This window comes from Micromonospora sp. NPDC048986 (assembly GCF_040649335.1).
GTDB classification, from domain to species: Bacteria; Actinomycetota; Actinomycetes; order Mycobacteriales; family Micromonosporaceae; genus Micromonospora; species Micromonospora alfalfae.
This window is the reverse complement of record NZ_JBEZFJ010000005.1, coordinates 347,475-372,297: the sequence shown is the minus strand read 5'-3', so window position 1 is coordinate 372,297 and position 24,823 is coordinate 347,475. Positions and strand designations below refer to the sequence as shown.

At 71.8% G+C, this 24,823-nt stretch carries 25 protein-coding genes; 13 read left to right on the top strand and 12 right to left on the bottom strand.

Annotated features, from left to right (window positions below):
• Positions 1-4 precede the first annotated feature (4 nt).
• Positions 5-520: an NUDIX domain-containing protein gene (locus AB0B94_RS13955; RefSeq protein ID WP_357276637.1), complete on the top strand. Its 516-nt coding sequence runs from the start codon at positions 5-7 to the stop codon at positions 518-520.
• A gap of 26 nt (positions 521-546) precedes the next feature.
• Entirely contained in the window at positions 547-1,779 is a 1,233-nt protein-coding gene (locus AB0B94_RS13950; RefSeq protein ID WP_357276632.1) for a hypothetical protein, read from the top strand.
• Positions 1,780-1,824: 45 nt separating this feature from the next.
• Here the strand turns inward: AB0B94_RS13950 and AB0B94_RS13945 are convergent, their stop codons facing one another.
• From AB0B94_RS13945 to AB0B94_RS13925, 5 genes are all read right to left on the bottom strand, one after another.
• Positions 1,825-2,310 (bottom strand): DUF2267 domain-containing protein, encoded by a 486-nt coding sequence (locus AB0B94_RS13945; protein WP_357276628.1) that lies wholly within the window; start codon positions 2,308-2,310, stop codon positions 1,825-1,827.
• A 40-nt stretch (positions 2,311-2,350) separates the two neighbouring features.
• Positions 2,351-2,749: an NUDIX domain-containing protein gene (locus tag AB0B94_RS13940; RefSeq protein WP_357276622.1), complete on the bottom strand. Its 399-nt coding sequence runs from the start codon at positions 2,747-2,749 to the stop codon at positions 2,351-2,353.
• 51 nt (positions 2,750-2,800) lie between these two features.
• Positions 2,801-4,096: a hypothetical protein gene (locus tag AB0B94_RS13935; RefSeq protein ID WP_357276782.1), complete on the bottom strand. Its 1,296-nt coding sequence runs from the start codon at positions 4,094-4,096 to the stop codon at positions 2,801-2,803.
• Positions 4,097-4,218: 122 nt separating this feature from the next.
• Positions 4,219-5,040 (bottom strand): sugar phosphate isomerase/epimerase family protein, encoded by an 822-nt coding sequence (locus AB0B94_RS13930; RefSeq protein WP_357276619.1) that lies wholly within the window; start codon positions 5,038-5,040, stop codon positions 4,219-4,221.
• Positions 5,037-6,077 (bottom strand): zinc-binding dehydrogenase, encoded by a 1,041-nt coding sequence (locus tag AB0B94_RS13925; RefSeq protein ID WP_357276614.1) that lies wholly within the window; start codon positions 6,075-6,077, stop codon positions 5,037-5,039. Before AB0B94_RS13925 ends, AB0B94_RS13930 begins: the two co-directional genes overlap by 4 nt.
• A 115-nt stretch (positions 6,078-6,192) precedes the next feature.
• Here AB0B94_RS13925 and AB0B94_RS13920 point away from each other — a divergent pair, with 115 nt between their 5' ends.
• Genes AB0B94_RS13920 through AB0B94_RS13905 form a run of 4 tightly spaced genes read left to right on the top strand, consistent with a single transcriptional unit; the run spans position 6,193 to position 10,066 of the window.
• Complete coding sequence (locus AB0B94_RS13920) at positions 6,193-7,587, top strand: extracellular solute-binding protein (protein ID WP_357276607.1); 1,395 nt, start codon at positions 6,193-6,195, stop codon at positions 7,585-7,587.
• A complete protein-coding gene (locus AB0B94_RS13915) occupies positions 7,584-8,540 on the top strand; it encodes a sugar ABC transporter permease (RefSeq protein ID WP_238668390.1) in 957 nt (318 codons plus the stop codon). The genes AB0B94_RS13920 and AB0B94_RS13915 overlap by 4 nt, the downstream gene beginning before the upstream one ends.
• Positions 8,540-9,406, top strand: a complete 867-nt coding sequence (locus AB0B94_RS13910; protein WP_091406739.1) for a carbohydrate ABC transporter permease — start codon at positions 8,540-8,542, stop codon at positions 9,404-9,406. The genes AB0B94_RS13915 and AB0B94_RS13910 overlap by 1 nt, the downstream gene beginning before the upstream one ends.
• Before the next feature lie 54 nt (positions 9,407-9,460).
• Entirely contained in the window at positions 9,461-10,066 is a 606-nt protein-coding gene (locus AB0B94_RS13905) for a class I SAM-dependent methyltransferase (RefSeq protein ID WP_357276591.1), read from the top strand.
• 115 nt (positions 10,067-10,181) lie between these two features.
• On the opposite strand, the gene eccB is transcribed toward AB0B94_RS13905, so the two are convergent.
• A complete protein-coding gene (gene eccB, locus AB0B94_RS13900) occupies positions 10,182-11,567 on the bottom strand; it encodes a type VII secretion protein EccB (RefSeq protein ID WP_357276586.1) in 1,386 nt (461 codons plus the stop codon).
• Positions 11,568-11,696: 129 nt separating this feature from the next.
• On the opposite strand from eccB, the gene AB0B94_RS13895 reads away from it, so the two are divergent.
• Positions 11,697-12,416 carry a spermidine synthase gene (locus tag AB0B94_RS13895; RefSeq protein ID WP_357276578.1) on the top strand — a complete coding sequence of 240 codons (720 nt, stop codon included), beginning with the start codon at positions 11,697-11,699 and terminating at the stop codon, positions 12,414-12,416.
• 97 nt (positions 12,417-12,513) lie between these two features.
• Positions 12,514-12,690 (top strand): hypothetical protein, encoded by a 177-nt coding sequence (locus AB0B94_RS13890; RefSeq protein WP_357276573.1) that lies wholly within the window; start codon positions 12,514-12,516, stop codon positions 12,688-12,690.
• Between the two features lie 16 nt (positions 12,691-12,706).
• Here the strand turns inward: AB0B94_RS13890 and AB0B94_RS13885 are convergent, their stop codons facing one another.
• Complete coding sequence (locus tag AB0B94_RS13885; RefSeq protein WP_357276570.1) at positions 12,707-14,509, bottom strand: acyl-CoA dehydrogenase; 1,803 nt, start codon at positions 14,507-14,509, stop codon at positions 12,707-12,709.
• Positions 14,510-14,661: 152 nt separating this feature from the next.
• Between AB0B94_RS13885 and AB0B94_RS13880 the strand changes: the two genes are divergently transcribed.
• The 4 genes from AB0B94_RS13880 to AB0B94_RS13865 all read left to right on the top strand — a co-directional run bounded on the left by AB0B94_RS13880 (position 14,662) and on the right by AB0B94_RS13865 (position 17,654).
• Complete coding sequence (locus AB0B94_RS13880; protein WP_357276565.1) at positions 14,662-15,084, top strand: MmcQ/YjbR family DNA-binding protein; 423 nt, start codon at positions 14,662-14,664, stop codon at positions 15,082-15,084.
• Positions 15,085-15,236: 152 nt separating this feature from the next.
• A complete protein-coding gene (locus AB0B94_RS13875) occupies positions 15,237-16,274 on the top strand; it encodes an L-dopachrome tautomerase-related protein (protein ID WP_357276560.1) in 1,038 nt (345 codons plus the stop codon).
• Between the two features lie 264 nt (positions 16,275-16,538).
• Positions 16,539-16,919: a VOC family protein gene (locus tag AB0B94_RS13870; RefSeq protein WP_357276554.1), complete on the top strand. Its 381-nt coding sequence runs from the start codon at positions 16,539-16,541 to the stop codon at positions 16,917-16,919.
• Between the two features lie 39 nt (positions 16,920-16,958).
• Positions 16,959-17,654, top strand: a complete 696-nt coding sequence (locus AB0B94_RS13865) for an alpha/beta hydrolase (protein ID WP_357276549.1) — start codon at positions 16,959-16,961, stop codon at positions 17,652-17,654.
• 75 nt (positions 17,655-17,729) lie between these two features.
• Here the strand turns inward: AB0B94_RS13865 and AB0B94_RS13860 are convergent, their stop codons facing one another.
• The 3 genes from AB0B94_RS13860 to AB0B94_RS13850 all read right to left on the bottom strand — a co-directional run bounded on the left by AB0B94_RS13860 (position 17,730) and on the right by AB0B94_RS13850 (position 21,235).
• The gene (locus tag AB0B94_RS13860; RefSeq protein WP_357276543.1) at positions 17,730-18,992 is read right to left on the bottom strand and encodes an MFS transporter; all 1,263 of its coding nucleotides are present in this window, start codon (positions 18,990-18,992) and stop codon (positions 17,730-17,732) included.
• Complete coding sequence (locus AB0B94_RS13855; RefSeq protein ID WP_357276536.1) at positions 18,989-19,606, bottom strand: helix-turn-helix domain-containing protein; 618 nt, start codon at positions 19,604-19,606, stop codon at positions 18,989-18,991. The genes AB0B94_RS13860 and AB0B94_RS13855 overlap by 4 nt, the downstream gene beginning before the upstream one ends.
• 63 nt (positions 19,607-19,669) lie before the next feature.
• A complete protein-coding gene (locus AB0B94_RS13850; RefSeq protein ID WP_357276531.1) occupies positions 19,670-21,235 on the bottom strand; it encodes an LLM class flavin-dependent oxidoreductase in 1,566 nt (521 codons plus the stop codon).
• 113 nt (positions 21,236-21,348) lie between these two features.
• On the opposite strand from AB0B94_RS13850, the gene AB0B94_RS13845 reads away from it, so the two are divergent.
• On the top strand, positions 21,349-21,951 hold the full coding sequence (locus AB0B94_RS13845; RefSeq protein ID WP_357276527.1) for a MarR family winged helix-turn-helix transcriptional regulator: 603 nt from the start codon (positions 21,349-21,351) through the stop codon (positions 21,949-21,951).
• A gap of 89 nt (positions 21,952-22,040) precedes the next feature.
• Here AB0B94_RS13845 and AB0B94_RS13840 read toward each other — a convergent pair whose 3' ends face one another.
• On the bottom strand, positions 22,041-23,552 hold the full coding sequence (locus AB0B94_RS13840) for a phosphoesterase (protein WP_357276522.1): 1,512 nt from the start codon (positions 23,550-23,552) through the stop codon (positions 22,041-22,043).
• A 199-nt stretch (positions 23,553-23,751) separates the two neighbouring features.
• Positions 23,752-24,414, bottom strand: a complete 663-nt coding sequence (locus AB0B94_RS13835) for a hypothetical protein (RefSeq protein WP_357276518.1) — start codon at positions 24,412-24,414, stop codon at positions 23,752-23,754.
• Positions 24,415-24,823 lie beyond the last annotated feature (409 nt).

Below are 24,823 nucleotides of genomic sequence, written 5' to 3'. Positions count from 1 at the left end.
CCCGATGGACGAACTGCCCCGCGACCTGCCGATCCTGGAGCGACACGCGGTGCGGGTCGTGGTCACCGACAGCACCGAAGCGGTGTTGCTGTTCCACACCCGCGACCCGGACCACCCCCGCCTGGGCACCTGGTGGGAGCTGCCGGGCGGTGGCATGGATCCCGGTGAGACCTATCGCGACACGGCGGTGCGGGAGCTGCGGGAAGAGACCGGCATCGTGATCACCGCCGACCAGGTGGGCGCGCCGAACTGGCGGCGGCGGGCGAGCTTCCTGCACCGCCAGGTGCGGCACGTCCAGGACGAGGTCGTCGTCGCGGTACGGCTGGCCGGCCCCGGCCCGGACGTGGACGAGGCGCACCGGCTCGACTACGAGAGGGAGGACTACTTCGGCTTCCGCTGGTGGCCGTTGCCCGAGGTGGTGGCCAGTCGGGAACGGTTCTATCCCGGGCAGCTCCCCCGGCTGATCACCCCGTTTCTGGCCGGCACGGAGATCGACGAGCCGTTCGAACTGTGGTCGTGAGCCGGGCCGGCGGGCAGAGTGTGGGCATGAGGAGCAATCTGCACGGCCCGTTGTCCGCGTACGCCGCGCGACTGCACGCGACGGTCGGCGACGGGCACCACGTCGCCTCCCCGCTCGGCGCCTGGCTGCTGCTCGCCGTCACCGCCACGACAGCCGACAACGATCCGGCCGGAGCGGACGGAGCCGCCGCGGAGCTGGCGCACGCGCTGGGCACCGACCTGAGAAGCGCGGCCGAGGTGGCCCGAACACTCTTGGACGCGCCGCACCCGCTGGTCGGATCCGCCACCGCGCTGTGGCACCGGCAGGGCGACAGCGGGCCGGCGGCGTGGCGGGCCGGGCTGCCCCGCACGACCGAGGTCGGCGCACTGCCCGATCAGGCCGGGTTGAACGCCTGGGCGCGCGAGCACACGCTCGGCCTGATCGAGACGTTTCCCCTGAAGATCGAGTCGGAGGTGGTGTTCATCCTGGCCAGCGCGTTGGCCACCCGGGTGTCCTGGGCGACCCCGTTCGACGTCGCGGACGCACGCGCGCTCGGCGCTGCCAGCCCGTGGGCCGGCCAACTACGGCGGGCCCTGCGCAGCCCGAGCCAGGGTCATCGCTGCGCCATCGTGTCCACCGAGCGGGCCGGTGACGTGATCGTGCACGCCGCACCCGCCCAGACGACCGACGGCGCGGGGCTGGTCGTCCTCTCGGTGGCCGCCGCACCGCAGGTGCCACCGGCCGAGGTGCTCGCCATCGCGTACGACTTGAGCACCGGCGCGGCCGACGGCGCGTCCCCGGCGGGCGGCCGCTCGCTGTTCGACCTGCCGCTCGGCGAGACTCCGCTGTGGACGCTGACCGAGGAGCGGGTACACACCTGGGCCCGCGACGGCCGCGAAGAGCGGCACACCGCCGTCCTCCCCTGCTGGTCCGCTCGGAACGACCATGACCTGACCGCCCCGGCGCTCGGCTTCCCCGCCGCGGCGACCACGCTGGCAACGGCGCTGGCGCTACGGCTGGAGGACTTCGAGGCACGGCAGACGGCGGTGGCCCGGTTCGACAGGTACGGCTTCGAGGCGGCGGCCGTGACCGGCATGGCCGGGGTGACCAGCCTGCCACCGCAGGGGGTGGCCCGCACCGCCGAGCTGCGCTTCGGCAACCCGTATGCGGTGGTGGCAGTCGCCACTGACACCCGGGCCGGCGGCGTGACCGGCCCGTGGCACGGGGTGCCGGTCTTCTCCGCCTGGGTCGCCGAGCCCGAGGAGGTGCCAGAGGCGTGAGTTGACTCGCGGAGGCCGGGGCGCTCCGGCAGCTGCCAGGTCAGCTCAGACGCCGCCGTCGCGCGGCAGTCGCGCCACCATCTCCCGGAACTCCCGTACCGTCATGGCCGTGCGCAACGTGGCGAAGACAGCGCCGGTCCCGGCCCGGGCAGTGGCCGGGTCGACCCCGGCACGCTGTTCCACCCGACGAAGGAACTCCGTGGGTCCGGCCTCCATCGGGGTCGCGCCAGCGCCGCCGACCTCCAGGCCCACCCCGCTGGTCAACCCATCGGCTCCCGCATCAGGGCCGAGGGTCCCGGCCGGACCCGGGGCCGGGAGAGGTGTCCCGGCCGGATCCGGGGCCGGGCCGCTCAGGTAGCCGTCGACCTCGTTCGGAAGGTGCCCGACGAGGTCGCCGGGCGCGCCGCCGGTCACCCGCTCGGCCAACGTCTGGAGCACGGCGCGGGCGAGCACTGCGGCCTCCTCGGCCGGCAGGCCGGACCGTTGGGACACCGCGTCGATGAAGTACGGGAAACCGTCGCCGTCGGTCACGCTCGGCCGGTTACCCCTGGCCGGCCGCGACAAACTGCGGCTAGGTCAGCAGCCCCTCGGCCAGCAGGTGGTCGAAGATTATCTGGTCGACCGGCGAGGTGCGGTGTCGGTCCGCGTACCCCAGCCAGGCCATCTCGGCGATTTCGCTGGCCGGTCGCAGTTGTCCCCGGTAGTCGGCCCGGTAGCAGGTCATCCGCACTGTGATGCCGTCCGTGTGGCCGTGCGCCTGGGCGGTGAAGGTGCCCAGGTGCACGGCGCCTGAGCCGTCGACCTCGACGCTCAACTCCTCGTCGACCTCCCGACGCAGGGTCTCCAGGTCGGTTTCGCCCGGCTCGCGCTTCCCGCCCGGCAGGTACCAGACGTCCTTGCCCACCGACCGGGTGCTCAGCACCCGACCGTCCTGGACGAGGATCCAGGCCACCTTGTCGATCTCGCGCACGATGCTCCCTCCAGCCGCCGGGATCGGGGACGCTACCACCCGTCGCCGCGCTCAGTCGGCGAGCAGGTCGAGCAGCAGGGCGGCGGTCCAGCTGAACGCCGGTGAGCCCAGCCCGACGCCGGTGTCCGGGTGGAAGTACTCGTGGCAGCCGGCCCCGGCGACCAGACCGATCATCGAACGGCGCAGCCCGGCGGCCAGGTCCGGGTGCCCGTGCCCGAGCAGCCCACGCCGGACCAGCCAGCCGATGTTGAGCCAGCTCGGCCCCCGCCAGTAACGCAGCGGCTCGAAGTCGGGTGCGGTGCGGTCGTAGGTGGGCAGCGGACGGTCCATCAGCCGGGCCACCCCGAAGCGCGCCGACCGGGCCTCGACGACCAGCGCGTCGACCTGCCGGGTCGGCAGGTCGGGCAGGATCAGGGGGGTCAGCCCTAGCACGGTACGGGCGCGCAGCAGCCGGTCGCTGCGCAGGTCACGGGGCTGGAACGTGCCGGTGTCCGGGTCGTACAACCGGCGCAGGAGAGCTTGGGTGATGCGGGCCGCGCGGGCCCGGTGCGGCCCGGGGTCGCCGCCGACGAGCACGGCGATCTCGGCGAGGGCGTGTTCGGCGGCCCCGAAGGCCGCGTTGAACAGCGGGCACTCCACCAGGAAAGGGTGGCCGGCGGCCAGGTCGCGGTCGGAGTAGCAGTGGTCGCGGTAGGCGGCGACGATCGCCAGGTAGCGCGCGTAGTCCAGGTCCGTGGGGCGGTGCGCGGCGTCGGCGTGCGTGGTGTCGTGCCGGCGGTACGCCCGCATGACTGCCGCCTCGGCCGGCACCGCGGCCATCGGCTCGTCCCACGCCGGGCTGTTGTCCAACCCGGACTCCCACGGGTGCACGATGCACACCAGCCCGTCACCGGCCACGTCCCGCTGGTCGGCCAGGTAGCGCTGTTGGGCGACCAGCGCAGGGTAGAGCCGGCGCAGCGCGGCCAGGCCGGTGGAGTCGGGCGCCCTCCGGTACGCCAGCAGCGCGGCGAGCGCGTGCACCGGTGGCTGGACCAGGCCGGAGGTGGCCACCGTCGGCGCTCCCGGCACGTCGGCCGAGCGCCACATCTCCGGCCCCGGGAAGTACGCGCCGACCCGCAGCGCCGGATTGAACACGATGTGCGGCACCCGTCCGTCGGCCCACTGGGCCCGGAACAGGCTGGCCAGCTCCCGCCAGGCGCGGTCGGGGCGGACCTGGGCCAACCCGATGGCGATGAACGCGGAGTCCCAGCTCCACTGATGTGGGTAGAGCGTGCGTGAGGGCACCGTGTGGTCGTGCTCCCAGTTGGCGTCGAGCGTGTCGACCGCGAGCCGACGCAGCCCGGCCACGTCGGCCGGGCCACCCGTGCCGGCGGCGTCGGCGCGCGTCGCTGGGGAGTCGGCGGGCACGCCGCTGCGGGCCGACTCGGCGGCGGTGGGCGCGCCGACACCTGTCTGCCCAGCACCGGCGGTCACGCTGCGGCCCGCCGGGGCAGCGCGTGCCGCAGCACCGTGGCGGCCTGTTGCAGGGCCCGGACCGGGTCGCCGCGGAGCCGGCACTCCAGCGCCAGCCAGCCCCGGTAGTCCAGCTCCAGCAGGGTACGCACCAGCGCCGGCCAGTCCAGGTGCCCGGCGCCGGGCTGGTACCGGTTGGAGTCGCTGACCTGGACGTGCCCGAGGTACGGCGCGGCGGCGCGCAGCGCGCGGTGCACGTCGTCCTCCTCGATGTTCATGTGGAAGGTGTCGGCGACCACCCGGACCGACGGCAGCCCGAGCGCGGCGCAGAGCGCCACCGCCTCGTCGAGACGGTTGACCATGTGGTCCTCGTACCGGTTGAGGGGTTCCAGGAAGAGGGTGACGCCCTCGGCCTGGGCGTGTTCGCCCAGCTCGCCGAGGGCGTCGAGGAGTACCTGCCGGTCGCCGTCCGGCGGGCGGGGTGGCTCGAACGGCGGGAGTCGTCGGGAGAACATCCCCCAGGCGGCCGGGGTCATCACCCCGACGCCGCCCAGCTCGGCGATCACCGAGAGTTGGGAGCGCAGGTTGTGGACGGCGTCGGCGGACCGGGCGCTGTCGAAGTCGCCGATGAAGTGGTCCATCTCGACGCAGACGGTGGGCATCACCACCCCGGCGGCGCGGGCCCGGCGCAGCTCGGGCAGCCGGCGGGCGAACGCCAGGTCGCCGCGGCCACGTAGTTCGATGCCCTGGTAGCCGAGGGCGGCCGCGAGGGCGTACTTCTGGATCAGGTTGGTGCCCGGCAGGAGTTGTTCCTGGCAGGCCAGCGCGATGGTGGTCATGAGAACCTCAGCACGACTTGGAGGACGTCACCGGCGCCGCGGTCGAGCAGCGCGAGGGCGTCGGCGACCGCGCTGGCGTCGACGATGTGGCTGACCAGCGGCAGCGGGTCGACGCTGCGGTCGGCCACCAGGTCCATGAAGGTCTGCGCGACCCGGTCTCCGGTCCACCGGCCGGCCATGCTCGGCGCGGGGGTGGGCCCGGAGACCTGGGCGGCCACCAACTGGATGCGGTTGTGGTGGAACTCCTCGCCGAGGCCGAGCGCGTCGGCCTGGCCCTGGTAGAAGCCGGCGGCCACCACCCGGCCGGCGTGGGCGGTGGAGCGGATCGCCTCGTGCAGAGCCGGGTACGCGCCGGACAACTCCAGGCAGACGTCGGCTCCCCGGCCGTCGGTGGCGTGGCGCAGCACGGCGGCGGCGGAGGTGACGGTGGCGTCCACAGTAGAGCGCGCGCCGTATCTGGCGGCGTGCTCCAGCCGGTCGGGAACCGGGTCGACGGCCACCACCCGGGCCCCGGAGAGCACCGCGAGCCGGGTGGCGAGCAGCCCGATGACGCCCTGGCCGAAGACGCCGACCCAGTCGCCGAGGTGAAGGTCACCGGCGAGCACGGCGGTCAGCGCGATGGCGCCGGGACGGGCGAAGACAGCGGCGAGCGGATCCAGCCCGGTGGGGAGCGCGCGGACCGCGTCGGCGGGGAGCACGGCCTCGGCCCGGTGCCCCCAGATGCCCCAGACGAGCTGCCCCGGATGCCGGTCGGTGACCTCCGGCGCGACCTCGATGACCTCGCCGACCTCTTCGTAGCCGAAGCCGATCAACGGGTAGGGCACCGGGGTCTGCCGGGGGACGAACATCCGGACGGCGTCGTCCCAGTCCTTGCTGAGCCGGGGATTGCTGCCCCGGTAGAGGGTCAGCTCGGTGCCGGCGGAGATGCCCGAGTAACAGGTGCGGACTCGGACCTGGCCGGGGCCGAGCGGATCCGGCGGGCAGGGCTCGAGGCTGATGCGTCGAGGCCCGGCGAGAGAGACCACCCAGTTGCCCATGTGTCACATCCCGGTAGCACTGGGCTCCAGGATAGCAAAAAATCGCGATATGTCTTGCTATTGATCAATCGAAGGTGTTGGATCCTTGATGTACCCTTCGAGAGGAGTGCCATCGATGTCAGCACCTCCGAGGCGGATACTCGCCACCACAGTGATCCTGGCACTGACCATGTCCACCCTGCTGGCCTGCGGCGACGACGAACCAGACAGCAACAGCAAGAAGATCACCGTCTGGAGCCTGGAAGACGTGGCCGACCGGGTCACCGCCACCAAAGCGATCATCGCCGACTTCACCGCCAAGACCGGGATCCAGGTCGATCTCGTGACCGTCAACGAGGACCAGTTCCCCTCCCTGATCGCCGCCAACGCCGCCGCCGGCGACCTGCCCGACGTGGTCGGGTCGGTCTCCCTCGCCGGCATCCGTACGCTCGACGGCAACGAGCTGCTGCACACCTCGGCGAACGCGGAGGTCGTCGACAAGCTGGGCAAGCAGACGTTCTCCCCGCGCGCGCTGGAGCTCACCTCCGACGACGGCGGACAGCTCTCCGTGCCCAGCGACGGGTGGGGGCAACTGCTGGTCTACCGCAAGGACCTGTTCGCCGCGGCCGGCCTGCCCACCCCGGACACGTACGAGCGGATCACGGCCGCCGCGGCCCGACTGAACACCGGGGGCGTGGCCGGCATCACCGCGGCGACCGCCCCCAGCGACGTGTTCACCCAGCAGACCTTCGAGCACCTGGCGTTGGCCAACGGCTGCCAGCTCACCGACGACTCGGGGAAGGTGACACTGGATTCGCCCCAGTGCGTCGAGGCGTTCCGCTTCTACGGTGACCTGATCCGCACCAGCTCGGTGAAGGGCGCGCAGGACGTGGACACCACCCGGGCCACCTACTTCGCGGGCAAGGCTGCCATGGTGATCTGGTCTCCGTTCATCCTCGACGAGCTGGCCGGGCTGCGCAACGACGCCAAGCCGACCTGCCCCCAGTGCCAGGCGGACCCGGCCTTCCTCGCGAAGAACAGCGGGTTCGTCACCGCGATCAAGGGCCCGAACGGCTCCGAACCGGCCCAGTACGGCGAGATCAGCTCATGGGCGGTTCTCGACGGCGCGGTGACCGACCCGGCGAAGTCCTTCGTGGAGTACATGCTCAGCGACGGCTACCCGCGCTGGTTCGGCATGTCCCCCGAGGGCCGCTTCCCGGTGCGCAAGGGCACCCCCGCCGAGCCGGAGGCGTACCTGACCGCCTGGAACACCAGCCAGGCGGGCGTGGATGCGAAGAAGCCCCTCACCGACGTGTACGGCGACGAGGTGCTGGCCACGCTGCGCCGCAGCCCGGACACCTTCGGGCGCTGGGGGCTCAGCCAGGGGCAGGGCAAGCTCGTCGGCGCCATGCTCGGCGAGTTGCCGGTGCCCAAGGCCCTGGGCGACCTCGTCGCCGGCAAGTCCGACGCGGCGGCCACCGCCAACCGCGCCACGAAGGACGTGGACGCCATCAAGGCAGGCGTCAATTGACCACCACCGCGCCCGGCCCCGGCCGCTCCCCCACCAGGGAGCGGTCGGCGCCACCCCGGCGCCGACAGTTGACCCTGCGCCGCCGCGAATCCCGGGCCGGGCTCGCGCTGGTCGCACCGACACTGCTCGTCACCATCGCTGTCATCGGCATTCCGATCGTGTGGACCGTGGTGCTCGCCTTCCAGCGGGTCCGGCTGGCCACTCTGCGCAAGACCGGTCTGTTCGGCGAGTTCACGATGGACAACATCGACCGGGTGCTGCACACCCCCGGCTTCGCCGAGACGTTGTGGGTCACGCTGATCTACAGCATCGGCGGCACCGTCGGGTCGATAGTGCTCGGCCTGGTGGCCGCACTGGTCGTCCGCCGGCCGTTCCGTGGTCGCACCCTGGTCCGGGCGTCCATGCTGCTGCCGTACGTGGCGCCGGTGGTCGCCGTGACGTTCGTCTGGCAGGTGATGCTCGACCCACAGCTCGGCATCGTCAACGCGTGGGGTCAACGCCTGCTCGGCTGGGACGCCCCGGTGCCGTTCCTCACCCAGGAGTCGACAGCGTTGGCCACGGTGATCGCCTTCGAGGCGTGGCGGTACTTCCCGTTCGCGTTCCTGTTCCTGCTGGCCCGGCTCCAGGCGGTGCCCGGCGAGTTGGAGGAGGCCGCCCGGGTCGACGGCGCCACCCCCACCCAGCGGTTCCGGCACATCCTGCTGCCGCAACTGTTGCCGGTGATCGCCCTGCTGGGCGTGCTGCGGTTCATCATGACGTTCAACAAGTTCGACGACGTCTACCTGCTCACCGGCGGTGCGGCCGGCACCGAGGTGGTCAGCGTGCGGGTGTACGAGTTCCTCACCGCCCGTACCGACATCGGGGCCGCGGCCGCGCAGGCGGTCGTGCTGGCAGTGGTGCTCATCGTGTTCGTGCTGATCTATCTGCGCTTCTTCGGACGGAGGGTGAGCTGATGGACCGGGACGTGGTCGAGACGGTGAGCCTGCGTTGGCTGCGCCGCCTGGTGATCGCCGTGTTCCTGGTGATCACGGTCTTCCCCTTCTACTACATGCTGGTGCTCTCGGTGCGCCCCATCGAGCGGCTGCTGCTCGACCCCGGGGCGCTGGTGGTCGGCTTCGGCGAGCTGACAGTGGCCACGTACGCCGAGGTGCTGAAGGCCACCGACGACGGCGGCCAGGGTTTCCTCACCTTCATCCGCAACAGCGGGCTGGTCGCCGTCGCGGCGACAGTGCTCACTCTTCTGGTCGCGATCCCCGGCGCGTACGCGGTGGCCCGGCTGCGGTTCTTCGGCCGGCGACAGGTGGACTTCCTGTTCCTGGCGGTCTACCTGTTCCCGTCGATCGTCATCGCGATCCCGTTGTTCGTGGTCTTCACCCGGGCCGGGCTGCGCGGCTCGCTGTTCGGTCTGGTGCTCGTCTACATCTCGCAGACGTTGCCGGTGTCGGTCTACATGCTGAAGAACTACTTCGAGACCATTCCGGTCAGCCTGGAGGAGTCCGCCGCCATCGACGGCGCCGGCCGGCTCGGCATCATCCGCCGGGTCAGCCTGCCCCTGGCGATGCCGTCGATCATGGCGGTCGCGCTCTACGACTTCATGATCGCCTGGAACGAGTTCCTCTTCGCCCTGCTGTTCCTGGTCGACAAACCGAACAGGTGGACGGTGTCACTCGGGTTGTCACTGCTCGCCGACGGGGTGGAGGTCCCCAAGACCGTGCTGATGGCCGGGTCGGTGGTGCTCACCCTGCCCATCGTGATCCTCTTCTTCGCCAGCGAACGGCTGCTCACCGAGGGGCTGACCAGCGGCGCGGAGAAGGGATGATCGTCTCGTCCCGGTCGCCCGCCCGGCCGCCACCGGCCCGGATACGGTGGCCTCATGGCCAACCCGACCCGCTGGGCGACCGACACCGGTCCCGAGCACTCACAGTGGTATATCGACCGGTTCCGGAAGCTCGCGGCCGAGGGCGCTGACCTGGCCGGCGAGGCCCGACTGGTGGACGCCCTCGTCGCGCCCGGCTCCCGCATTCTCGACGCCGGCAGTGGCACCGGCCGCGTCGGCGCCGCGCTGGCCGAGCGGGGTCACACGGTGGTCGGGGTGGATGCCGATCCCGCGCTGGTGGATGCCGCTCGCGCCGATTATCCCGGCCCGACGTGGCTGGTCGCCGACCTCGCCGAACTGGATCTACCGGCGCTGGGTGAGGCCGAGCCGTTCGACGCGGCGGTGCTGGCCGGCAACGTGCTCGCCTTCGTCGCCGTCGGCACCGAACCGGAGGTGCTGCGCCGGGTCGCGATGCACCTGCGGCCCGACGGGGTGCTCACCGTGGGCTTCGGCACCGAGCGCGGCTACCCGCTGACCGCGTTCGACGCCGACGCGGTCGCCGCCGGCCTGCGGGTGGAGCAGCGCTTCGCCACCTGGGACCTGCGCCCGTGGCGTGACGACGCGCCGTTCGCGGTAAGCATCCTGCGCCGCCCGGCCGACTGAGCACCGTCTGCCGCGCGCTGCTCCGCGGGTGATCAAGAGGTGTGCGTCGGGCTCGCGCCACATTCTGACGCGAACCTCTTGATCACCGCCGGCACGCCGCAGGGCCGGGTCGCCCTCAGTCGCCGGCGGCGACGGCGCGGGCGGCGGCCGGGTCGAGGGTGGCGCCGGCAGGCACCAGGCTGACCAGCCCGGCCGGTAGCCGCACCGGCCGCACGTCGCGGTAGCCGAGCATCGGGAGCACCTCGCGGTCGGCCAGCACGTACCGTCGGCCCAGGTCGGTGACAACGGAGACCGCGCCGCCGGTCGCGCCGGGCGCCGCGGCGGCCTCGACCACAGCGCCGCGGCCTGGCTCCACCACCACGTGGTCGGCCAGCACCGCGCCGCCGGTCGGCGAGGTGCGAGGCACGGCCGTCAGGTCCCGCAGCGGTACGCCCCAGCGCACCTCACCAACCCCGCCGTCGTCGCCGATGCGGGTGCAGAGCGCCCCGCCGTCGCCGACCGCGAGCCGGGGCGGGGCCGGTGGTGGGGCGTTCGGACCGGTTGGGGCGAGATCAGGCACCGTGGGCAGCGCGGCGAACCGACCCAACGTCATCGGCACCGGCTCGACCTGCCCGGTGCGGGCCAGCAACAACCCCGCCTGCAACTCGGTGATGCCGGCCAGGCCGGCGTCGAGCGCCACCGCGTGCTGCCGGCCGCCACCGGAGTTGCTCACCAGGTAGACAGTGCCGATCGCCGCACCCGGCACCCGGGTGGAGGGCCGGCCCAGCGCGGGCAGGTCGAGTGGGGCGAGGTCGGTGCCGGCGGGCAGCGAGTTGAGCAGTGCCGGCGCCACCCGGACCGCCTGGGCGCGGGTGGTGGCGAGCGCCGCCAGCACCCGGCTGGGATCACGGACGAGGTAGCGGCGCTGGTGCCAGACCAGGTGCAGCCCACCGTCGGGGTGGCGCAGCAGCAGCGCGTCGTCGCCCAACTGCCGACCGCCGTCGGGCTCGGTGCCGATCAGCAACGCCGAGCGGGGCGCCTCGACGCCCGCACCGGCCGGGACCGTCGAGCAGACCGTCCAGGCCGTGGCGGCCAGCCGGCCCGGGGCGGGCAGCGAGTCGGGTGCGTCGGCGATGCCCAACGGCAGCCCGCGCGGCACTCCGTCGATCGTGCGTCGGGACACCAGGACGGTCTTCGAGCGCTCCGCACCGACGATGAGCAGCGCGGAGGCGTAGTTGAGCACCGGGTGCAGCTTCTGCTCGCGGTAGACGAACCGGGCGCCGGACTCCTTCTCCACGATCACCGCGCCCGGGTCGCGCCATCCCTTGCCGCCACCGGCGAACAGGCCGTAGAGGGCGAAACCACCGAGCCCGATCGCCGCGACCAGGACGCTGGCCAGGCCGGCGCCGGCCAGCCGCCGAAACGGCGACTGCGCGGGGTCGGTCTCCCGCATGACCAGGGCGGCGACCGCCCGCTGGACGCTGAACTGGTAGGAGTGCAGCTGGTCCTGCCGCGACGGCATGAGTCCCCTCCGGTGGATCGGCCGGGCACAGGATATGCGCTGCGTCGATGTCCCGTGGACCCTGCGCGGCCGCCCGTCGCGGGGCAACCGGTACCATCCGTGGACGAATCCGGCGGCGAGAGGGCATCCGTGGGCGCGCGTTTCGAAGAGCTGGCCTGGCGGGAGACCCCGATCGGCGCGATCAGCCTGCGCCGACGCCGGGACCCGGCACTCCAGGTCGAGGTCTACGAGGTCAAGCTCGACGACGAGTACCTGATGTCCAGCCTCTTCCCGGTCGCGGAGATCGAGCTGGCCCGGCTCGGTCTCGCCGAGGTGGCCGGTGACTCGCTCGACGTGGTGGTGGGCGGTCTCGGGTTGGGCTACACCGCCTGCGCGGCGCTGGGCGACCCCCGGGTGCGCTCACTGTTCGTGGTGGAGGCGATCGAGGACGTGATCGACTGGCACCAACGAGGGCTGTTGCCGTTCGCGGCGGGGCTCGCCGAGGACCCGCGGACCCGCTTCGTGCAGGCCGACTTCTTCGCGGCGGTGGCCGGTGACACCGGCTTCGACCCAGAGGTGCCCGGCCGGCGGTTCGACGCGGTGCTGCTCGACGTCGACCACTCCCCGCGCAACGTCCTGCACCCGAGCCACGCGGCGTTCTACCCGCCGGCCGGGTTGCGTCGTCTGGCCGCCCTGCTGCGCCCCGAGGGCGTCTTCGCGCTCTGGTCGGACGACCCGCCGGACGCCGGGTTCACCGCCGCGCTCACCGAGGTGTTCGCGAGCGTACGCGCGCATGTCGTGCCGTTCGCCAATCCGCTGACCGGCGGGGAGTCGGCGAACACCGTCTACGTGGCGCGTACCGGCTCCTGATCGACTTCGGTGTGCCGCGCGCGCATGGTGTCGGCCGGACGGGGAACGAGAAGCCGGGGCCGGCCGCACCAGGCGCGGCCGGTTACGGGAGGTCGACATGCGTGCGCTGCTCTGGGTTGTCGGCGTGGTCGCCGGCGTGCTGATCCTGCTCGGGTTGGTTCTCGAGGCGGTCCGCTGGCTGATCATCATTGGTGTGATCGCGCTGGTGATCGTGATCGTCTGGGGCGTCGTCAAGGGGCGGCAGGCCATGAGTCACCAGTCCCGCCGCCGGTGACCGGCGGCGGGGCCGGTCAGAACCAGTCCGGGCGCATGTCCAGCGTGGTTCGGTCCATGTTCTCCAGCAGGTCGAACTGCGGGCCGGTCCGGGGCAACTCGACTGCGAAGAAGTAGCGGGCGGCTTGCCGCTTGCCGGCGTGGAACGCGTCGCCGGCGCCCTCCGCCGGCAGCGCCAGCACCTGCTCCAACCACATCCACGCGATCACCACGTGCCCGACGGCCTCCAGGTAGGCGCTGGCGTTGGCCAGTGCGAGCACCGGGTCACCGTCGGCCCACAGTCGGCGGGTGACAGCAGTGATCCGGTCCGCCGCGGCGGCCAGCCGGTCCGCCAGCTCGGACGCCTCTCCCCCGACCTTGCGGGCCCGCTCGAGCGTGTCACCGATCGTCGTGGTCAGCAGGGCGAGACCAGCGCCGCCCTGCATGATCATTTTTCGTCCCAGCAGGTCCAATGCCTGGATGCCGTGGGTGCCCTCGTGGATCGGGTTGAGCCGGTTGTCCCGGTAGTGCTGCTCCACATCGTGGTCGCGGGTGTAACCGGCACCCCCGAGCACCTGGATCGCGAGGTCGTTGGCGGCGAGACACCACTGCGACGGCCAACTCTTGGTGATCGGGGTGAGCACGTCCAGCAGCAGGTGCGCGCGCACGCGGTCGGCCTCGGCCGGTGCGGTCTTCTGCTCGTCGAGCAACCGCGCGCAGTAGAGCACCAGCGCCAGCGCACCCTCCACGTAGCTCTTCTGGGCCAGCAGCATCCGTCGGACGTCAGGGTGGTCGATGATCGGCACCTGCGCGGCGGCCGGGTCCTTCGCGCCGACCGGCCGGCCCTGCGGCCTTTCCTTCGCGTACGCCAGGCTCTTGAGGTAGCCGGTGTAACCCAGCGCGGTGGCGCCCGCCCCGACCCCGATCCGGGCCTCGTTCATCATGTGGAACATCTGCGCCAGACCCTGATGCGGCGCACCGACCAGGTGACCGACGGCTCCGGCGCGGCCGGCCGGGGTGTGCGCGCCGTCGCCGAAGCTGAGCAGGGTGTTCGTGGTGCCCCGGAATCCCATCTTGTGGTTGAGCCCGGCCAACGCCACGTCGTTACGCTCGCCGAGCGACCCGTCCGAGCCGACCAGCACCTTCGGCACGATGAACAGCGAGATGCCCTTGACGCCGGGCGGCGCGCCCGGGATGCGCGCCAGCACCAGGTGGACGATGTTCTCGGCCAGCTCGTGGTCGCCGCCGGAGATCCACATCTTGGTGCCGAAGAGCCGGTACGTGCCGTCCGCCTGCGGCTCGGCGCGGGTGGTGATGTCGGCCAGCGAACTGCCGGCGTGCGGCTCGGACAGGCACATGGTGCCGAAGAACCGGCCGTCCAGCATGGGCCGCACGTAGGTGTCCACCTGCTCGGGGCTGCCGTGGGCCAGCAGCAGGTTGGCATTGCCCAGGGTGAGGAACGGGTACGCGGAGGTGGCCACGTTTGCGGCCTGGAACCAGGTGAAGCACGCCGCCGCGACGGCGTGCGGCAGTTGCAGGCCACCGACAGCGGCGTCCAGCCCGGCAGTGAGCAGGCCCGTCTCGGCGAAGCTGTCCAACGCCGCACGGACCTGCGGGATCAGCCGCACCCGCTGCCCGTCGAAGGTGGGCTCGGCCAGGTCGGCGGCGCGGTTGTGCGGGGCGAACTGCTCGGTGGCCACCCGCTCGGCGAGATCGAGGGCGTCGTCGAAGGTCTCCCGGGAGTGCTCGGCGTATCGGGGCCGCTCGACGAGCTCGGACACCCGCAACCACTCGTGCAGCAGGAAGTCGAGGTCACGGCGGGAGAGCAGGGTGGACGGCACGGCACTCCTCAGCGGGCACGGGGGCGGGTCGGGCCGGGCGACGGCCCACTGTCGCCCCGCCCATCCTGGCGGATCCACAGGGCGCGCACCACCGGCCCGGGCGGGCTTCGACGAGCGGAACTTGTCACACCGACCGGCTAGCGTCGGTGCCCGTGAGCGCACCTGGAGACGTCCCGCCCGAGGTCCTCGACCGGCTGCGGCCGATCTGTCTCGGGCTGCCGGAGACCTACGAGGAGCCCGCCTGGGTCGGCATCCGCTGGCGGATTCGCAAGCGGACCATCGCCCACGTGCTCACCGTCGACCCCGATCGCCAACCGGTGCACGCACGGGCCGCCGCACTCGACCAGCCCGCCTGCCTGCTGACCTTCCGGTCGCCACTCGACGAGATCGCCGGGCTCCTCGCCACCGGGCACCCCTTCTACAAACCGGACTGGAGTCCGAACGTGATGGGCATGGTCCTGCACGAGAACACCGACTGGGAGGAAGTGGGTGAGTTGCTCACCGAGAGCTACCTCGTCATGGCCCCCAAGCGGCTCGCCGCCCGGATCGGCCCCCCGGCACCGCCGACCGGCTGAGCGCCGCTGGCACCCTCTCGCCGGCTCAGCGCCGGCGGTGTCCTGCGACCGGCGGTTTCGGCCGGCACGCTCCGGGGATACCGCGCCGGATGGCAGTAGCCGTCGGTCACCGGCCGAAACCGAGGCGCCCCGGGCGGGTGAGGAGCAGGTCCATGTCGTCGCTGCCCACCGAGGAGGATCACCGGTTGACGCCGGTGTTCCAGGAGGACCGGGTGTGCACGGGCGTGACCACGGTGCGCGGGCGGGTGTTCCTGAGCTACCCGTCGGCGGACCGGCCCGGCGTGCAGGTGGTGGAGGCGCTGCCGGACGGCCGTCGTGTCCCCTACCCCGACGCCGCGTGGAACAGTGCCAACCAGTCGCCGAGTGCGGCGTTCGTGCACGTCAACGGGTTGCGCGTCGGCCCGGATGGCCGGTTGTGGATCGTCGACTCGGGTTCGCCGCGGATTGGCGGCGCGCAGGTGCCGGGCGGTGCTCGGCTGATTGCTGTCGACCCGGACGACGACAAGGTCGAGCGGGTCTACCACCTCGATGAAGCGGTGCACCCGGGCAGCTACGTCGACGACGTCCGATTCAACGGACGGGTGGCGTATTTCAGCGACGCCGGGGCGGCCGGCCTCATCGTGCTCGACCTCGACTCGGGTCGGTCGAGACGGGTGCTGGACGGGCATCCGAGCACGGTGGGCGGCCCGGTGGTCGCCGACGGTCGAGCGCTGCGTGACCCGGACGGCGCCGAGGTACGCCTGCACGTGGACCAGTTGGAGGTGTCGCCGGACGGCTGCTGGCTCTACTACCAGCCGGCCTCGGGCGGAATGTCCCGGATCGCCACCCGCTGGTTGGACGACCCGTCGGTGTCCGCCGGCGAGCTGGCCCGGACTGTCGAACGCTGGTGTGACACTCCCAGCACCGGTGGCACTGCCATCGACGCCACCGGCACCATCTTCCTCAGCGATCTGGAACGGCGGCGCGTCCTCGTCCTCGCACCCGACCGCAGCGTGCGGACGCTCGTCGCCGACCCCCGGCTGGCCTGGGTGGACGCGATGTGGCTCGACGCCGACGCGCGGCTCTGGATGCCGGCGGCCCAGCTGCACCTGACCGCCGGGCTCAACGGCGGGGTCTCGGCCGTCGACTACCCGGTGCAGATCTACCGGATACCGGTCGAGGCCGGGCCACCCGCCCGGGACCACCCCTGAGTGCCCGGTCCGGCAGCCGCCGGTTCGCACCGGGAAACCCCGGCCTGAGTAGAAACTCGACAGACACGATCACCGGGTACCAGGCGTACCCACCGGAGATCGCGCTGCCGGCGGTGGCCGCCGGTCGCTTCGTGGCTCCCATCCGCTGCCGAGGCAGATCGCGGCCCACCTCGATGCCTCCGGGTGAGCCCGCGCGGTCGCCGTCGTGCAGGTGTCACGCATCGCGTCGCGCAACACATCGACATTCTCGATATCCTGGCCGGCATGCACCGAAGCCGTGTGTACGCGCTGCTGATCGATGCTCCCGAGGCGGAGGCCGCCCAGGCTGCGGAGTTCTGGTCGGCGGCGCTCGGTGTCGGCACCCGGGCCGTTCCGGCCGAGCCGCAGTTCGTCGGCCTGGACGAGGCGCTGCCGGGGCTGGTCACCGCGGTCCAGGCGGTCGACGACGCGCCGCGCTTCCACCTCGACATCGAGACCGACGATGTGCCGGCCGAGACCGGACGGTTGATGGCTCTGGGTGCCACCGAGGTGTCGCGGTGGCTGGAGTGCCGGATCCTGCGGGCGCCCGGTGGCCACCTGCTCTGTGTGCTTCCGGTGGCGAGTCCGCCGGAGGTGTTCGCGGCCGAGGCCCGCACCTGGTCGTGACCCGCCGACCTGTCGCAGGTCGGCGTTACGCTCCCGGCCATGGCTGATTTCGTGTTGGTGGCAGGGGCGTGGCTGGGATCCTCGGCATGGGACGAGGTGGTGGCACCACTTCGGGCGGCCGGCCACGGCACCCACGCGTTGACCCTCTCCGGCCTCGCCGAGAAGCAGGGCGTGCCCGCCGGGCAGCAGACCCACGTGCAGGACATCGTCGACGAGATCGAGCGCGGCGACCTGCACGACGTGGTGCTGGTGGGGCACAGCTACTCGGGCATTCCGGTGGGTCAGGCCGCCGAGCGGATCGGCGACCGGTTGAGCCGGGTGGTCTTCGTGGACGCCGAGGTGCCTGTCGACGGTGGGTCGTTCGCCTCCGGCTGGTGGCAGGGCCAGGCGGCCTTCGAGGCGCAGATCGCCGACAACAACGGCTACTGGGCTCCGCTCGGCGCAGCCGACTTCGACGGTCAGGGTCTCACCGACGAGCAGGTCGCCAGGCTGATCGAGGGTTGCACGCCGCATCCGGGGGCCACCCTGACCGAGCCGGCCGTGCTGACCCGGCCGTTGGGTGAGCTGCCGGCGACGTACGTCAAGTGTCTGCTCGACGGGCCTGAGCCCAACGACACTGTGGCGAAACTGCTGACCAGCGACCAGTGGCGACTGGTCACCATGGCCACTGGCCACTGGCCGATGTTCTCCCAGCCCACGGAGCTGGCCCGGATTCTGTTGGCGGAGGCCGGCTGACCTTCGCTGGCCTGCGGCCCAGGCCAGGGCGAACCGAGCCGCTGACGACGGCACCATCGAGCGTTGCCGCAGCCCTCAGGCCGAATCCAGGGTCTGGATGTGGCGCACCGGCGACGCGAGCAACCACAGCACGGCGAGCACGCCGCCCAGGCCGGCGATGGCCAGGGTGGGCCGCAGCCCGATGGTGGTGCCCAACGCCCCGCCGACCAGCGCGCCGAGTGGCCGGATGCCGTAGTTGACGGCACTGTAGGCACCGGCTCGCCGTCCCAGCGCGTCGTCGGGGGTCACGGCGATGAGGAGGGCGTTGAGGTTCACGTCCATCAGCATCACCCCGACGCTGGAGACCAGCTCGATGGCCGCCAGCATGGCCACCTTCGTCCAGGTGGGTCCGGACACCAGCGCGGTCAGCGCCAGCGGCGCGGGGAAGAGCATCGCGCCGATCATTGCGGTTCGGCCCAGACCGATGGCGCGGGAGACCCTCGGTGCGAGCGCCGCGCCGGCAAATCCGCCGATCGCTCCGAAGCCGAGGGCGATGCCGATCGCGCCCGCCGACAGGTCGAGTTCGCGGCTGGCGTAGAGCACCAGCAGCGCACCGGCGATGAAGGTGAAGAAGTTGACGGTGCTGGTGCAGCCGAGGGCGGCCCGTAGCACCGGGTGCCGCAGTACCAGCACGAGCCCTTCGCGGACCATGCCCAGAGTGGACGTCCGACGCGGTGCCGGCGGTGGCTCGGTCACCGGGATGCGGCTGAGCAGCAGCGCGGAGCCGAGGAAGCTGACCGCGTCGGCGACGATCGCGACCGGCGCGCTGAGCGCCTGGACCAGCCCACCGCCGACAGCCGGACCGGCGATGAAGGAGAGCGACCGGCTCATGCTCATCTTGCTGTTCGCGTCCACGTACGCCGATCTCGGCACCAGGCCGACGAAGAACGCCTGACGTGCCATGGCGAAGAGCACCGCTCCGAAGCCGGTGAGCAGTGCCACCAGGTAGAGCTGGGTAAGGGTGATCGCGTCGAACAGATAGGCCACCGGCAGGCTGAGCAGCACCGCGGCGCGGAGCAGATCCGCGATGATCAGCAGTCGTCGCCTGTGGGTGCGCCGGTCCACCCAGGCGCCCAGGAACAGGCCCAGCAGGTTGGGCAGCCAGATCAGCGCGGTGAGGACGCTGACCTGCACGGGTGTGGCGGTGAGCAGGGTGACGGCGATCAGCGGTAGGGCCAGTTCGCTGATCCGATCGCCGAAGTTGGAGATCGTCTCGCTGATCCAGAAGGTGCGGAACCGCCGGTCACGGTGCAGGGCTGGCAGGGCTCCGCTGTCGGCGGGGGCGTCGGTGGCGGTCATGACGCGGCCGGGCCGTCGGCGGGCTCGGCCGAAGCTTCGTCTCCCGGCTCCGGCAGCAGGTAGCGCAGCATCCGGACGATCCGCGCGTCGGGCGGGGCCGAGTCGTTCTTGCGCCGCACGTACGGGGCGATCAGCTCTTCAATGGACTTCTCCAGTTGCCGCAGCTCGTCGGCGGTGGCCACGAACCGGGTGTCGGCGATGCCGGCCAGCGCGCGCCACTCGGGGTCCAGTCGGGGCTCCTCGTGCAGCAGCCACTGCTGGGGTGCGTCGGCGTTGCGGGCGAACATCTCGCCGCGGAGCTGCTGGCTGGCGGACTGCCCCTCGGTGCCCTCCGGCATCGTGAAGCGGAAGCCGCGGGCTGCCGCCTGCCACCAGCGTTCCCGCTTGCTGGTGGCACCGTCCCAGTCGAGGACCAGGCCGAACGTCGCGAGGTGCCGCAGGTGCCAGCTGACCACCGACGGTGTGGCGCCGACGTGCGGCGAGAGCCCGGTGGCCGTGGCCGGGCCGTGCCGCTGGAGGTGCTCCAGGATCGCCAGCCGGACCGGGTGGGCCAGTGCCCGCAGCGCCTGCGGCTCGCTGATCTCGAAATCCCCGTACGGATTCTTGAGAGACATGTTTCGAGAGTAGTCTCTCAAATTGGATCGGGGCAACCCCGAGCCGCCGCCGCGGCGCGTTGATCAGGCGATGCCCAACCGCGCCAACGGCTCGACCAGCTCCCGTTCCTCGTAGCTGAGGTGCGACAGGAGGGCGTCGGTCAGCAGGTCCACCGCGGCGCGCAGCTCGGCGAGGCCGTCCGGAGACCCGACGTACGCGACCAGTGCCCGGTCGACACCCTCCAGCACGTCGTGGATGACGTGGTGCTCCTGCTCCAGCCGGTCGACCACCGGGCCGAGTCGGGGGTCACGTGCCCGCAACCTGGGGAAGAACGACTGGTCCTCGATCGTGTGGTGGGTGGTGACGATGCGGCAGTACGACTCGCAGTAGACCCCGAGGGTCCACCGGTTCTGCCTCATGGTCATCGTGTTGATGTGGGACCGGGCCGCGCCGGCGTCGATCTCACCGGCCGCCACCTGCTCGATCAGGTCGTGAATCTGGGCCAGCTCGGCACGCAGGCCGTCGTGGATCTGCACGAGGTGAGCGCCGGTGGCCTGCTCCTGCAGGGTGTAGGTGCGCTGCGGGTCGGGCGCGGGCCCGGTCGGCCGGGTCGACTCGTCCCACACCTGCTGCTCGCTTCGCCGTACACCGTCGTCAGGGGTGGGCACCACGGCGAACGCGCCACCGGTCGCGGTGGCGCGGCTCGCCCGGACCGGCGGCGCAGCGACCGGCTCCGGCTCACGCTCCGGAGCCGCGCCTCGGTCACGTTCCGCGGCGACCAGCTCGCGGACGGCGGGGGCCACCTCGCCGGCGAAGCGGCGCAGGTCGTCGGGGTCGTCGCTGCCCAGGATGAAGGTGCCGACGCCCTCCTCCAGTGCCAGCTCGGCCAGTTCCTCGGCCCACTGCTCGGCGGGCCCGTTCAGCGGGCCGCGCCCGACGGTCGAGAACTCTCCGGCGATGTTGAGCAGCCGACGTACGTCCCGCGGGGACCTGCCGGCCTGCTGCGCCGCGTCGTCGATGATCGCGTTGCCCCTGGTCAGGTCGCCGGGCTGGAGGTAGCCGAGGGTGGGCAGCCAACCGTCGGCCCGACGACCGGTGAGCTGGAGCATCCGGGGCTTGTACGCACCCAGCCAGATCGGCACCGCGTGGGCGGGAGCGGGACCACGCTTGGCGCCCATCACCCGGTGGAACTCGCCGTCGACCCGCACTCCGCCGCGCGTCTCGACGTCCCAGAGCTGACGGACGACCTCGATGGCCTCCTCCAGCGCTCGTACGCCCTGGCCGGGAGTCAGCCGCCGGCCACCCATCGCCTCGATGGCATCCCAGAAGGCCCCCGCCCCGAGGCCGAGGCCGACCCGGCCACCGCTGAGCAGGTCCAGGCTGGCCACACTGCGGGCGAGCACCGCCGGCGGGCGCAGTGGCAGGTTCGTCACGTTCGCCGACAGGTGCACCCGGTTGGTGCGGGCCGCCACGAAGCTCAGCAGCGTCCAGGTGTCGAGGAAAGCCGGCTGGTACGGATGATCCTGAAAGGTGACCAGGTCCAACCCGACCTGCTCGGCCAGGACGGCGACACCGACCGTACGGTCCGGATTGTCAGCGCTGGGCGTGACGAAGGAGCCGAAGACCAGGTCGTGGCCGTAGTCGCTCATCTGCGAGCCTCCCGATTTCCCGACGCCTCGGACGATGCGTCGCGGCCTTAACCTTATGTCACGCAGAACATCTTCTGCCAACAAGGTCTGTGGCACTGCGGTATTGTCGGGGGATGACGGGTGCCTATCACCGGCCGGACCGGCCCGATCCGCTCGACGACGACCTGGGCTGGATGCTGGGCATCGTCTTCCGCGGCTACGTCCGGGCGGCCGAGCACACGCTCGCCGACTTCCCCGGTGGCCCGCGCGGCTACCAACTGCTCACCGCGGCCAGCAACGGGCCGGCCCGAAACCAGGGCGCGATCGCCGAGGAGATCGGCATCGACCGCACCGTCCTCACGTACCTGATCGACGACCTGGAGCGGCCCGGGTTCGTCGCCCGGCGCGCGGACCCGGCCGACCGGCGCAACCGGCTGATCGAAGTCACCGACGCCGGCCGTGCCGCCTGGGAACAGCGACGGTTGGCACTGCGGCAGGTCGAGGCGCACCTGCTGGGGGCGCTCACCTCGACCGAGTCGGCGACGCTGCGGTCACTGCTTCAGAAGGTCGCCTGCTCGGCCCAGGCGGTGGACCCGTTGCGCGACCTCTGCGAGGTGGTGACACAGGTGCAGGCGGACGCGGCGATGGCGCCGGCCGCCGCACGCCGGACCGGTGCCGCGACGGCGCGCAGCGGACGAACCGCCACCCCCCGAGCCCGCCGCGGCACCCCCGACTGACCTGCGGATACTGCGGGCCCGCCCGCCACGGCCCGACGTCGTCGGTCGAGCGGTGCCGGACAGGCCCGCGATGTCGCTACCGCGCCGGGTCAGCGCACGTGCACGAACACCGGGTTCGAGTAGAACCACAGGTCGTCCCACGGGCTCTCCAGCCCGTCGGCGAGCGGCTCGGCCTCGTCGGTGCTGGTGCCGCGCACCCGCGCGTAGGTGTCCGCCTCGACATTGCGCAGTGTGTGCCGGATGACGTAGCTGTCGCCCTGCCGACGCCAGTCCCGCGGGCCGAACCGCGCCGCCACCTTCGTGGTGGGGTTGGTGTCGGCGTCCAGGCTGGCGCTCGGGCCGGTGATCTGACCGACGATCAGGTCGACCCGGCGGACCTCGGGCCGGTCGCCGTTCGCGTTCACCCCACCCAGCGGGCGGAACGTGATCTCGATGTCGACATCCGTACGGTTCCGACGGCTCACCGTGATCGTCTCGCCCACCTCGGCGGTCCTGCCCTGCGACGTGGCGGTGACGTCGAGGCTGCGGATCAGGTCACCGGTGGTGACCCAGATCCGGCCGTTGCGCAGGCCGTCCATGATGTCGCCGTAGTCCTGGCGGGCGTGCACGTAGGTCTTGCTGTACTCGCCCGGCCAGAAGTCGGAGCCGCCGCGGGTCCAGTGCACGTGCGAGTCCGAGGTCGCGGTGATCCACCAGCGCCGGCCCTCGCCGAGCAGTGAGTCCCACAGGCCGCCGACCCGGGCGGTCATCTGGTCGAAGCCGCCGTAGGTGGGATGGTTGCCGTAGCCGCCCCGCTTGCCACCGTTGAGCGGGCCGGCCTGGTGACCGGGCGCGCCCTCGAAGCCGATGTAGACGTCCGGCGCGGCGTTGTTGCCGTTGCGGAACTCGCGCGGGGTGTCCTGACCGTAGACGCCGAGACCGGGCGCCGAACGGGACGCGTGGTGGGCGATCACCAACGGCTTGTGCGGCATGCCCCGGGCGACCTTGAGGAACTCCACCATCTTGGCCTCGGTGTCGCGGGCCGGGTCGGTGGGGAACGCGTCGTACTTGGCGAACCGGCTCTCCAGCTCGAAGAGCTGCTTCGCCTCGTCCTCGTGCCGCGGGATCATCAGCGTGTGGTGGTCCAGCGACGGCGCGTCGAACTCCATGCCCCAGAACTGGAGCACCTCGGGGACCAGTTTGCGCGAGCGCAGCAGGTCGGGGTACGCCTGCTCGATGTTCACCTTCGAGTGGGTCGGTCCACCGTGGTCGGTGCACATCGCCCAGGTCAGGCCGAAGTTCTTGGCCATGATGGCGTTGGTGACGATCGGGTAGACCGCATCCGCGCCCTTGTGGAAGACGATCGGGGACTTCGTGGTGTCGAACTCACCGCTGTACTCGGAGTGGATGTGGTGGTCGCCCGCACGCCACGCCCGGTTCCTGGAGTTACCCCGGTCGGTCTTGTCGTCGTCACCCGGCCGGCGGTCCTCGCCGGCCCACGCCGCGCCGGCGCCGACGAGTGGGCTGGCCGCGGCCAGCGTCGCGCCGACGCCCGCGTACTTGACCAGCTTGCGCCGGGACAGCTGCGCGTGCTCGGTCTCTTCGGGATGCTTGTCTCTCACGTGAGAGCCTCTCCTCGATCAAGCGAATGCTCTTTCGATCAAGGAGCTTCGGAGAGGGCGGTGAACACCCGCCGTACGCAGCGGGTGCGCACGATGAACACCCTGCCCCGACCTGTCGGAGTGCCGGGCCGGGACGGCGGCGGGTCACACCGCGACCGTGCGCAGTGCCGATCAGGACTGAGGCCGCACCGCCACCCGGTCAGATCCGGGCGCGGGGCAGCCAGCCCAGGAATCGGAGCCGGACCCGGGGCAACGGCATCGTGGGCAGGTCCTGGGCGGCGGCGACGAGGCAGGAGCCGAGATAGACCGCCAGGGAGGCGCGCGCTCCACCGAACTCGGCGAGCAGTTGACTCTGCTTGGTGGCGCAGGGCCACTCGCGGCCGCATCCGGTGCAGGTCCAGCTCGGCGGGTTGGGGAGGTGCTCCGGCAGCTTGGTCCGGCGGTACCGGCCGACGACACTGTTGTCCGAGCGCACGTCGCGTCGCCGCGCCGCGGGCCCCTCGTTGCGGTGGGCCACCGGGCGGGCACCGGGCAGGTAACGCCCGACGGTGCCGAAGAGCACCCCGACGCGGATCAGGGCGTCCGGTCCGACGTGCTGGGTCAGCAACGCGGTCATCAGGTAGTGCCCCAGCAGGTCGAAGGCGTCACGGTGCAGACCCAGGTCGCGGCAGAGGTCGACGAACTCCGGCGTGGTCAGTGGCACCCGGTCGTCGAGGGCACGGCGCAGCACCTCACGCAGCCCCCGCCCGAGCCTTTCCAGCGCGTCCCCCTCGCCCAGACCCAGGCTGTCCTCGTCCGCCACCCGGGCCAGCGCCTCGGCGACGGCCAGCCGAACGACGCGGTCAGGATCGGTACTGTCCAACGCTTCCCCCTCCGTGGATCGGCTCCCGGCAGTGACCCGGTCATCCTCCGACGAATCATGAACAAGATTTCGCTGTCGGACGCGAGGGCGGCTAGGACAGCAGACGTAGAACCATTCGGCGCGCTAGCCAGAAAACGAAGTCGACCTGCCGACACATCACAGTGATTCGGAGGACGCCACGTCGGTCATTGTCGTATGGTGACATTCCCATCTACGGATATTGCACTCCAGCGTCAGTGAATGGTCAGACCAGATCCGACACCCTCAACCGGTCGCTGCCGTCCCGCTCGCGACGTCCCATCCCACCGCACCGCCGGCCGACGATGTGCCGGGTCACCGCCGAGCACCCCGGCACGTCCCGAACCTGCCGTCGGCACCCGTTCCAGCACCCGGCGGCACCTCCACCGGA

Bases quoted from the DNA above. Each gene is read 5' to 3' on its own strand.
- AB0B94_RS13875 (WP_357276560.1), top strand. From the start codon at position 15,237: ATGTCGTCGCTGCCCACCGAGGAGGATCACCGGTTGACGCCGGTGTTC.
- AB0B94_RS13845 (WP_357276527.1), top strand. From the start codon at position 21,349: ATGACGGGTGCCTATCACCGGCCGGACCGGCCCGATCCGCTCGACGAC.
- AB0B94_RS13870 (WP_357276554.1), top strand. From the start codon at position 16,539: ATGCACCGAAGCCGTGTGTACGCGCTGCTGATCGATGCTCCCGAGGCG.
- AB0B94_RS13920 (WP_357276607.1), top strand. From the start codon at position 6,193: ATGTCAGCACCTCCGAGGCGGATACTCGCCACCACAGTGATCCTGGCA.
- AB0B94_RS13890 (WP_357276573.1), top strand. From the start codon at position 12,514: ATGCGTGCGCTGCTCTGGGTTGTCGGCGTGGTCGCCGGCGTGCTGATC.
- AB0B94_RS13860 (WP_357276543.1), bottom strand. From the start codon at position 18,992: ATGACCGCCACCGACGCCCCCGCCGACAGCGGAGCCCTGCCAGCCCTG.
- AB0B94_RS13910 (WP_091406739.1), top strand. From the start codon at position 8,540: ATGGACCGGGACGTGGTCGAGACGGTGAGCCTGCGTTGGCTGCGCCGC.
- AB0B94_RS13855 (WP_357276536.1), bottom strand. From the start codon at position 19,606: ATGTCTCTCAAGAATCCGTACGGGGATTTCGAGATCAGCGAGCCGCAG.
- AB0B94_RS13865 (WP_357276549.1), top strand. From the start codon at position 16,959: ATGGCTGATTTCGTGTTGGTGGCAGGGGCGTGGCTGGGATCCTCGGCA.
- AB0B94_RS13850 (WP_357276531.1), bottom strand. From the start codon at position 21,235: ATGAGCGACTACGGCCACGACCTGGTCTTCGGCTCCTTCGTCACGCCC.
- AB0B94_RS13925 (WP_357276614.1), bottom strand. From the start codon at position 6,077: ATGGGCAACTGGGTGGTCTCTCTCGCCGGGCCTCGACGCATCAGCCTC.
- AB0B94_RS13950 (WP_357276632.1), top strand. From the start codon at position 547: ATGAGGAGCAATCTGCACGGCCCGTTGTCCGCGTACGCCGCGCGACTG.
- eccB (WP_357276586.1), bottom strand. From the start codon at position 11,567: ATGCCGTCGCGGCAGGACCAGCTGCACTCCTACCAGTTCAGCGTCCAG.
- AB0B94_RS13955 (WP_357276637.1), top strand. From the start codon at position 5: ATGGACGAACTGCCCCGCGACCTGCCGATCCTGGAGCGACACGCGGTG.
- AB0B94_RS13930 (WP_357276619.1), bottom strand. From the start codon at position 5,040: ATGACCACCATCGCGCTGGCCTGCCAGGAACAACTCCTGCCGGGCACC.
- AB0B94_RS13905 (WP_357276591.1), top strand. From the start codon at position 9,461: ATGGCCAACCCGACCCGCTGGGCGACCGACACCGGTCCCGAGCACTCA.